Source organism: Phytoactinopolyspora endophytica, from assembly GCF_004138495.1.
GTDB lineage: Bacteria > Actinomycetota > Actinomycetes > Jiangellales > Jiangellaceae > Phytoactinopolyspora > Phytoactinopolyspora endophytica.
The window spans coordinates 115,420-123,259 of the sequence record NZ_ML142861.1; the positions used below are offsets into that span (position 1 = coordinate 115,420).

Annotated in this window: 7 protein-coding genes; 4 read left to right on the forward strand and 3 right to left on the reverse strand. The window is 67.1% G+C overall.

Translation table 11 applies throughout. From position 1 onward, the window contains the following. Positions 1–2: 2 nt before the first annotated feature. The gene (locus ELR45_RS22775) at positions 3–755 is read left to right on the forward strand and encodes an SDR family oxidoreductase (protein ID WP_240760061.1); all 753 of its coding nucleotides are present in this window, start codon (positions 3–5) and stop codon (positions 753–755) included. A 59-nt stretch (positions 756–814) separates the two neighbouring features. Here ELR45_RS22775 and ELR45_RS22780 read toward each other — a convergent pair whose 3' ends face one another. Both ELR45_RS22780 and ELR45_RS22785 read right to left on the reverse strand, forming a co-directional pair. Continuing rightward, the gene (locus ELR45_RS22780) at positions 815–1,726 is read right to left on the reverse strand and encodes a M56 family metallopeptidase (RefSeq protein WP_129668389.1); all 912 of its coding nucleotides are present in this window, start codon (positions 1,724–1,726) and stop codon (positions 815–817) included. 118 nt (positions 1,727–1,844) lie between these two features. Next, on the reverse strand, positions 1,845–2,297 hold the full coding sequence (locus tag ELR45_RS22785; RefSeq protein WP_240760063.1) for a BlaI/MecI/CopY family transcriptional regulator: 453 nt from the start codon (positions 2,295–2,297) through the stop codon (positions 1,845–1,847). A 105-nt stretch (positions 2,298–2,402) separates the two neighbouring features. Between ELR45_RS22785 and ELR45_RS22790 the strand changes: the two genes are divergently transcribed. Continuing rightward, positions 2,403–3,929: a cytochrome ubiquinol oxidase subunit I gene (locus ELR45_RS22790; protein ID WP_129668391.1), complete on the forward strand. Its 1,527-nt coding sequence runs from the start codon at positions 2,403–2,405 to the stop codon at positions 3,927–3,929. 16 nt (positions 3,930–3,945) lie between these two features. Then, positions 3,946–4,950 carry a cytochrome d ubiquinol oxidase subunit II gene (gene cydB / locus ELR45_RS22795; protein ID WP_129668392.1) on the forward strand — a complete coding sequence of 335 codons (1,005 nt, stop codon included), beginning with the start codon at positions 3,946–3,948 and terminating at the stop codon, positions 4,948–4,950. Between the two features lie 61 nt (positions 4,951–5,011). Here cydB and ELR45_RS22800 read toward each other — a convergent pair whose 3' ends face one another. Then, positions 5,012–6,013, reverse strand: a complete 1,002-nt coding sequence (locus ELR45_RS22800; protein WP_205857079.1) for a type IV toxin-antitoxin system AbiEi family antitoxin domain-containing protein — start codon at positions 6,011–6,013, stop codon at positions 5,012–5,014. A gap of 299 nt (positions 6,014–6,312) precedes the next feature. Between ELR45_RS22800 and ELR45_RS22805 the strand changes: the two genes are divergently transcribed. Further along, the gene (locus ELR45_RS22805; RefSeq protein WP_129668393.1) at positions 6,313–7,329 is read left to right on the forward strand and encodes a Gfo/Idh/MocA family protein; all 1,017 of its coding nucleotides are present in this window, start codon (positions 6,313–6,315) and stop codon (positions 7,327–7,329) included. The last annotated feature ends 511 nt before the right edge of the window (positions 7,330–7,840 follow it).

Here is a 7,840-nt window from a genome sequence, read left to right on the forward strand (position 1 = left end):
GCATGCCGGCGACGCACGATGAAGGCATGAACGAGACAATGACCGCCCTGGTGACCGGGGCGAACAAGGGAATCGGCAAGGAGATCGCCCGGCAACTCGGGCAGCTCGGGCACACCGTTCTGCTCGGAGCACGCGACGTCGAGCGTGGACGCTCCGCCGCCGCCGAGCTCGTCGTGGAAGGCCTCGATGTGCGGTTCGTACAGCTCGACGTCACGGACCAAGCGTCCGTCGCGGCTGCGGCCAAGACGATCGACGACGAGCACGGAGTCCTCGACAGCCTGGTGAACAACGCCGGGCTCACCCACGGGATGAGCCTGCCGAGCGAGGCTTCGGTGGAGGACGTGGCCGCGACGTACGCTACGAACGTTTTCGGGGTGATAGCCGTGACCAACGCCGTGCTGCCGCTGCTACGTCGTTCCACGGCGGGCCGGATCGTCAACGTCTCCAGCGACCTCGGTTCGTTGACCAGACAGCAGGATCCTGCGACGCCGTACTATGGCCAGCCGCCGCTACTGGCGTACTCATCGTCGAAGACCGCGCTGAACGGCGTCACGGTCGCCTACGCGCAAGAACTCGAAACGACGGGCGTCAAGGTCAACGCCGTGAACCCTGGCTACTGCGCCACGGATCTGAACGATCACGCCGGTCATCTCCCTGCCGCCGAGGGCGCCAAGGTCATCGTCCAAGCCGCGGTCGTGCCCGACGACGGTCCGCACGGAGCGTTCTTCACTGACGGCGGGACCCTGCCCTGGTAAGCGGCTGACCCGTGATCATCAACGAGTAGCCCCATCATGGTGGGACCAACGGTTGATGATCACGGAAGATAGGCGCTCAGCTGTGACAGCCAGGGGGCGGCCACCGTGAGGGTCGGCACGACGACGAGCGCCGTGGCCGCCACGTAGGTGGCCGTGGCCAGGACACGATATGAAGGCGCCGGCGGCTCCGCCAGCCGTTGAATTCGCGCCAACGCTGACACGCCTCCCGCGCCGAGCGCCTCGGCCGGCACCGGGGTTCCCGCCAGCCTGGTCAACGCACGCCCGAGCGGAAGCGCCCCAGCCCGGCGACGGGCGGCGTCGTCGGCCAGCAGCTCGACCAACGCCGCGACGGAGTCGAAGGCGGCCCGACTGCGCACCAGCCGAGGAAAAGCATTGCGCAACGCGGCGAAGCCCTCGAGGACCAGGTCATGCCGTGCCCGGGCGTGTGCGCGCTCGTGCTCCAGGACCGCACGGATCTCGTCGTCGGTCAAGGTCTCCAGCGCCGACGACGAGACGACCAGCCGCGTGTGCACGCCCGGCACGCAGTACGCGAACGCAGGGCTGGCATCGAGGACGTGAGCGCCCGGAGCGCGGCCATCGATGCGTCCCAGAATGTCGATCAGCTCACGGTGCCGCCGACGACGAGCCCGCAGGCTGTAGCCGAGCGTGTGGGCTGACCACAGCAGGCGCGCCAGCACGGTCAGGGTGACGGCGAGCGCCGCACCGTAGAGAACGAGTACTCCGGCGTTGGGACGTTCCTCCAGCACCGCGAGCGTGGCGACCGACAGCCCTGCACCGAGCGCGGCCAGCAACGCCGCGAGCGCCAATGCCTGCCACAACACCAGCGCGGCGCGCGGGACCCGCCGTGGCCAGTGCGCCCGCGCCAGCCACGCAGGGGCCGGCCCAGCCAGCACCAGCGCCAGCCCGGCCAGCACCACCGGCGTCGCCACGTTCGGAACGAACCCGTTCATGCCGAACCGGCTCCGTTCAACAGGCCGCGAGTCAGGCGACTCCCTATTTGCGCGATCTCAAAGCCCTGCGCACCGCCGCAGTCGTGGCGGACCACGCTGATCCGGAGCGATCTGCGGATCATGATCCGCTCCGCTCCTCGAGCTCCGAGAGAGCCGTCCGCAGCGCGGCGGCGTCGTCCGGGGAAGCGGTGTCGATGAAGCGGACCAGTGCGGAGGCGCGATCCGCTCCGTCGACCGTGCCGAGGGCCTCGTGCATCAGCTCAGCGGTGAGCTCGTCCCGGGTCACGGCCGGACGGTACAGATACGCGCGGCCGTCGCGCAGCTGCTCCACCGCGCCCTTCTTCGCCAGCCGATCCAGAACCGTCATGACGGTGGTGTAGGCGATCTCACGGGAGCCGCTCAGCGCGTCGTGTACCTGACGGACCGTAGCGGCGGGGACACCATTGCGGGCCCCGGATATCGAAGCGTCGTCCGTATGTACCGAGCCGTCGTTCATGTGTGTCGCTGACCACAGATACTCCATGACGGCTCGCTCAAGCTCGCCCAGGTGGGTGCGTCGTCCTTCTGCCACACCGGCAGCATACCTACCTCGCGTAGTACGACGCATCGTCGTAGTTAATTACGACGACGTGTAGTATCTACGACGAGGCGTAGTAATTGATGTCTGGAGGTACGGATGGACGTCATCGACCTGGCGCGATGGCAGTTCGGGATCACGACGGTCGTGCACTACTTCTTCGTGCCGTTCACCATCTCGATGGCGTTCCTCGTCGCGATCATGCAGACGAAGTGGATGCGCAGCGGCGACGAGCGCTGGCTGAAGCTGACCAAATTCTTCGGCAAGCTTCTGCTGGTCAACCTCGCCGTCGGCGTCGTCACCGGCCTGGTGCAGGAGTTCCAGTTCGGGCTGAACTGGAGCGACTTCAGCCGCTTCGTGGGCGACATCTTCGGCGCCCCACTGGCCATGGAGGCACTGCTCGCCTTCTACCTGGAGTCCGTCTTCGTCGGGGTGTGGATCTTCGGCTGGGGCCGCATCCCACCCAAGATCCATCTCGCGACGATCTGGGTGACCGCCTGTGCCACCCTGCTGTCCGCCTACTTCATCCTGGCCGCCAACTCGTTCATGCAGAACCCGGTCGGCTACGAGATCAACGAGGAAGCCGGCCGGGCCGAGCTCACCGACATCTGGGCCGTGCTGACCAACAAGGTGGCGCTCATCACCTTCCCGCACACGATCATGGCGGCACTCATGGTCGGTGGCGCCGTCGTCGCCGCCGTCGCCATGTGGCATCTGGTCAAGGGCCGCCGGGATCCCTCCCTCGCGGAACCCGGTGCCACCAGCGACGCGGGACCATTCCGCAACGCGCTGCGGATCGGCGCCGTCGCCGTCCTGTTGGGCGGAGTGGGTACGGCCATCACCGGCGACATTCAGGGCAAGATCATGACCGAGGTCCAGCCGATGAAGATGGCCGCCGCGGAGGCACTCTACGAGACCGAGGAGCCGGCGCCGTTCTCGCTTTTCACCGTCGGGACGTTGGACGGCAGCGAGGCCCTGTACTCGATCGAGATCCCGCAGCTGCTCTCCTTCCTGTCCACCGGCTCGTTCGACGGCGAGGTCCAGGGCATCAACGACATCCAGGAGGAGTACGAGGAGCTCTACGGGCCGGGCGACTACTCGCCGAACATCCCCGTCACGTACTGGACGTTCCGCTTTATGGTCGGTGCGGGCGGGCTAGCGGCGGCGATCGCCGCGTGGCTGCTGTGGTCGACGCGGCGCGGCCGGGTGCCCACGTCGCGCTGGGCACTGCGGGTGACGGCGGTGCTGCCAGTTCTGCCGTTGGCCGCCAACACCTTCGGCTGGATCTTCACCGAGATGGGACGCCAGCCGTGGCTCGTCTTCGGCTTGATGCCGACCGCTTCCGGGATCACGCCCGGCTCGACCGCCGGCAGCGTCCTCGCCACGTTGAGCGTCTTCACCGTCCTCTACGCAGGCCTGACCTGGCTATGGATCTGGCTGCTGGTCAAGCACGCGCGGCCCGGCCTGCCGGACGTCAGCGCCGAGGCCCGCTGGGGTCGTCGTTCGGGCGATGACGGGGTGGCCCACGGCGGTGACGACGGAGCGGATGGCGACGGCGACGGCGGCAGGGCCGGCGTGGACGGCCAACCCGACGAGGAGGACCGACCGCTGACCTTCGCGTACTGACAGGAGTGTGAGAGATATGGATTTGGCGACCTTCTGGTTCGTCCTCGTCGCCGTGCTGTGGATCGGATACCTGGCGCTGGAGGGCTTCGACTTCGGCGTCGGAATGCTGACCCGGCGCTTCGCCCGTGACGACCGCGAGCGCCGGGTGCTGATCAACACCATCGGCCCGGTGTGGGACGGCAACGAGGTGTGGATGGTCACAGCCGTCGGTGCCACGTTCGCGGCGTTCCCCGAGTGGTATGCGACAGCGTGGTCGGCGTACTACCTGCCGCTTGTTGCCATCCTGGTCGCCCTGATCCTGCGCGGCCTGGCGTTTGAGTACCGGGCCAAGCACGACACCGACGGGTGGCGGCGCTGGTGGGATGGGGTGATCTTCTGGGGCTCGGCCGTACCGGCGTTCCTGTGGGGCGTGCTGCTCGCCGGGTTCGCCCAGGGCCTGCCGTTGGACGCCCGGCACGACTTCACCGGGAGCCTGGCCGATATCTTCACGCCGTACACCCTGCTCGGTGGCGTCGTGGCTCTCGCGATCTCGCTGCTGCACGGTGCGCACTACGTCGCGCTGAAGACCGTGGGTGACGTGCGGGCGCGGGCACGCTCGCTGGCGGCGCGGCTGCCGATACCGGCGGGTTTGGCCATCGCCGGCTTCGCGATCTGGACCGTGAACATGCGCGGCGACGGCTCGGTCACCTGGATAGCGTGGCTCGCGGGAGCGGTCGCAGTCGGGCTCGTCGTCGGTGGCCAGCGGATGATCCGCGATGGCCGGGAGGGATGGGCGTTCATCGCGACGTTCGGCGCGGTCGTCGCCGTCGGCGCGGTGCTCTTCGGTGCGTTGTACCCAGACGTGCTGCCGTCCACGGTCGATACCGCCGACAGCTTGACCGTCGCCAACGCATCGTCGACCGGCTACACCCTGACGGTGATGACCTGGGTCGCGGTGCCGTTCGTCCCGGTTGTCCTGGCCTACCAGAGCTGGGTGTACTGGACCTTCCGGCGGCGCATCGGCGTCCAGCACATCCCGTGACCGCCCACGTCCCATGATCATCGAGGATCCAGGGCGTCATCACACGCCACATCCTCGATGATCATGGGCACGCGGCACAGCCAGAGCCGCACGTGTGCATGCTGCCCGCCCAGCCTCGCTTCTTCAGGACGCGTGCCTGTTCTGCCGCGACACCGCAAGGATCACCGAATACGTCGGCATGACCGTAACGTAAGGTCGCGCGGCCGTGGACCGTGGACCGATTGTCGCGCCGGCGATCACGGAACTGACCCTCCTCGACGTGACCCACTCGACCGTCCAGTTCGACGCGGAGTGTGTGCTCGTCATAGTCGACGTCGACCCATATGACCCGGTTGCCGCCGACCCGCCGCTGGCGTGTGCCGCGTGGGAGCCCATGAGCCCGTTCGACGCGCTGGAGATGGCGCAGCTCGAGCGGTGACTCGGCGCCGACGGTCACGTCGGCGAGCATGCTCTCCAGCATCGGGCGCCAGCGGATCTTCTTACGCAGGCCGAGTGCGGCAGCGATCCTCTCCGGCGTGGTTCGTCGTCGTTGACAAGCACGGGTCACCCATGTCTCGACCTCGGACGCATTGTGGGTGACGTCCACGAGGTCGAGCACGGTCTCCTCCACCCGGGTCCGCGGAGGGAGCCGGGTGGGGTGGCGCGTACGGCCCAACCGGTGAGCATAGTGGACGCGAACTCCCTCAACGCGAGCGCAGATGTGCCGGTCTGCCGGCACCGTCACATGGATGGTCGGTCCGGCGTCGTCGCATAGGCCGTCGAGAAATGCGGCGGTTTGATGACTGGCCACCGCGCCTCGGCCCGCCCGCAGGATCGCCGCCCACACCTGTGCCTCGAAGGACAACGAACCGGTGAACGCCGCGTAGACGCCCGCATGGACTCGACGCCAGCGCCCCGACCGCACTAGCCATCTGAGCTGGTCAGGCGTGATGCCGCAGGCACACGCTTGCGCCCGGCTGAGCACACCGTGCTGGACGGCCAGAAGCTCCTCCAGCTTGGCTCGAAAGGTCACCGTGTCCGGTGCGAACGGTACGGCCCGCTCACGGCGCTCGGGAGGGTTCATACCTCGACCCTGCTACGCCAGCAGAATGCTTCACAGCACGCGGCGCACAATGTGGATAGCACTCCGCAATGCGCGCACGTGTCCACAGCCTGTTCCTCATGATCATCGAGGATCCAGGGCGTCATCACACGCCACATCCTCGATGATCATGGGTGAAGCGCCACGGAACCGGGACGATCTGCCCCAGAGCGCCTGCAGGGCGGTCAGCCCTGATCACCTCGCGTGACCGTCTGCGGCTTCGGGCCGTCCAGGCACGGAGCGATATCGTAGCGGCAGACGAGTTGGAGGAAACGCTTTCCATGGATAGTGAAACAGTCAGGTTCGCAGTCGTTGGCGTCGATCACGGCCACATCGACGGCATGGTCCAAGGCCTGCGGAGCGCAGGTGCGGAGTGCGTGGGCGCGTTCGGGGGCGACGACGATCGGCGGTGTGCGGCATTCGCGGAGGCGTTTCCGGACATGCCGACCGTCGACGACCCGCGAAAGCTCTACGCCGACGCCAGCATCGACGTCATCGCCACCGCCGCGGTACCGGCCGACAGGGCAGGCATAGCTATCGAGGCGATGCGAGCCGGCAAGGACGTTCTTGTCGACAAGCCGGCGGCCACCACTCTGGAACAGATCGCGGAGCTGCGTGCCACGGTCAGTCAGACCGGACGGATCTGGGCCGCCTATTTCGGCGAGCGTTTCAACAGCCAGGCGACCAACAAGGCTGCGGAGCTCGTCCGCGCGGGCGCCATCGGCGACGTCGTACAGACCATTGGGCTCGGGCCGCACCGGCTGAATCGACCGACCCGTCCGCCGTGGTTCTTCCAGCGCGATCGTTACGGCGGCATCATCACCGACATCGCTTCCCACCAGGTGGATCAGTTCCTCTATCTCACCGGCTCCACGTCTGCCGAGATCGTCGCAGCGACCGTCGGTAACCACGCCAACCCCGATGACCCCGGATTGCAGGACTTCGGCGAGGTCCTCCTGCGGAGTCCGCACGCGCATGGCTACATCCGGGTCGACTGGTACACGCCCGATGGGCTCTCGAGCTGGGGTGACGGGCGGATCACGATATTGGGCACCGACGGATACATCGAGCTGCGCAAGAACGTCGATCCAGCCGGCCGCCCGGGCGGTGAGCACCTGTTCCTCGTCGACAAGAAGGGCGAGCACTATATCGACTGCGCTGAGCTCCCGACCTCGTTCTTCCCACGGTTCGTGGACGATGTGCGCAACCGTACCGAGACTGCGAACTCGCAGGAGATGTACTTCACCGCCATGGAGCTGACCATCACTGCCCAGCTCAAGGCGGACGCGCACCAGTAGTCACCGAACGCGGCTCATCCACACCGAACACAACAGAGCTGGACGCTCACGTCGCTCCCCGGCACGTGTCAACCCTTCGGCACATGAGGCAGAGCGGCCGGGCGGGCCGTGTCACGTACGGGCGCCCGGGGTTGATCCTGCGGCAACGTACGCAACGCCACGGAGCATCCGGCGAGACATGTGTCCGGCGATACACCTGGATCATCTCGATGACTCGGCACGCCAGACCACAGTCTGGGCACGGCCGGCCCGCGACATACGCGTGCCATAGCTCATCCGAGGCGAGGTCACAGCCAGGACAGATCATCACGGCGCTCCCTAAGTCTCTGGCGACAACCGAGGCGTGTTGGCGATTCGCTCAGCGTCGTGTGTAATTCCGGTGGTCTGTGGGCGGGCCAGAGCCTGGCCCGCCCACAGGTCCGATACCGACCGGCGGAACTGCACGCCGGGCAGAGCGATGCATCGCACCGACGCGCTCCCACGTGGAAGAGCAGGCCACACCATGGAAGAC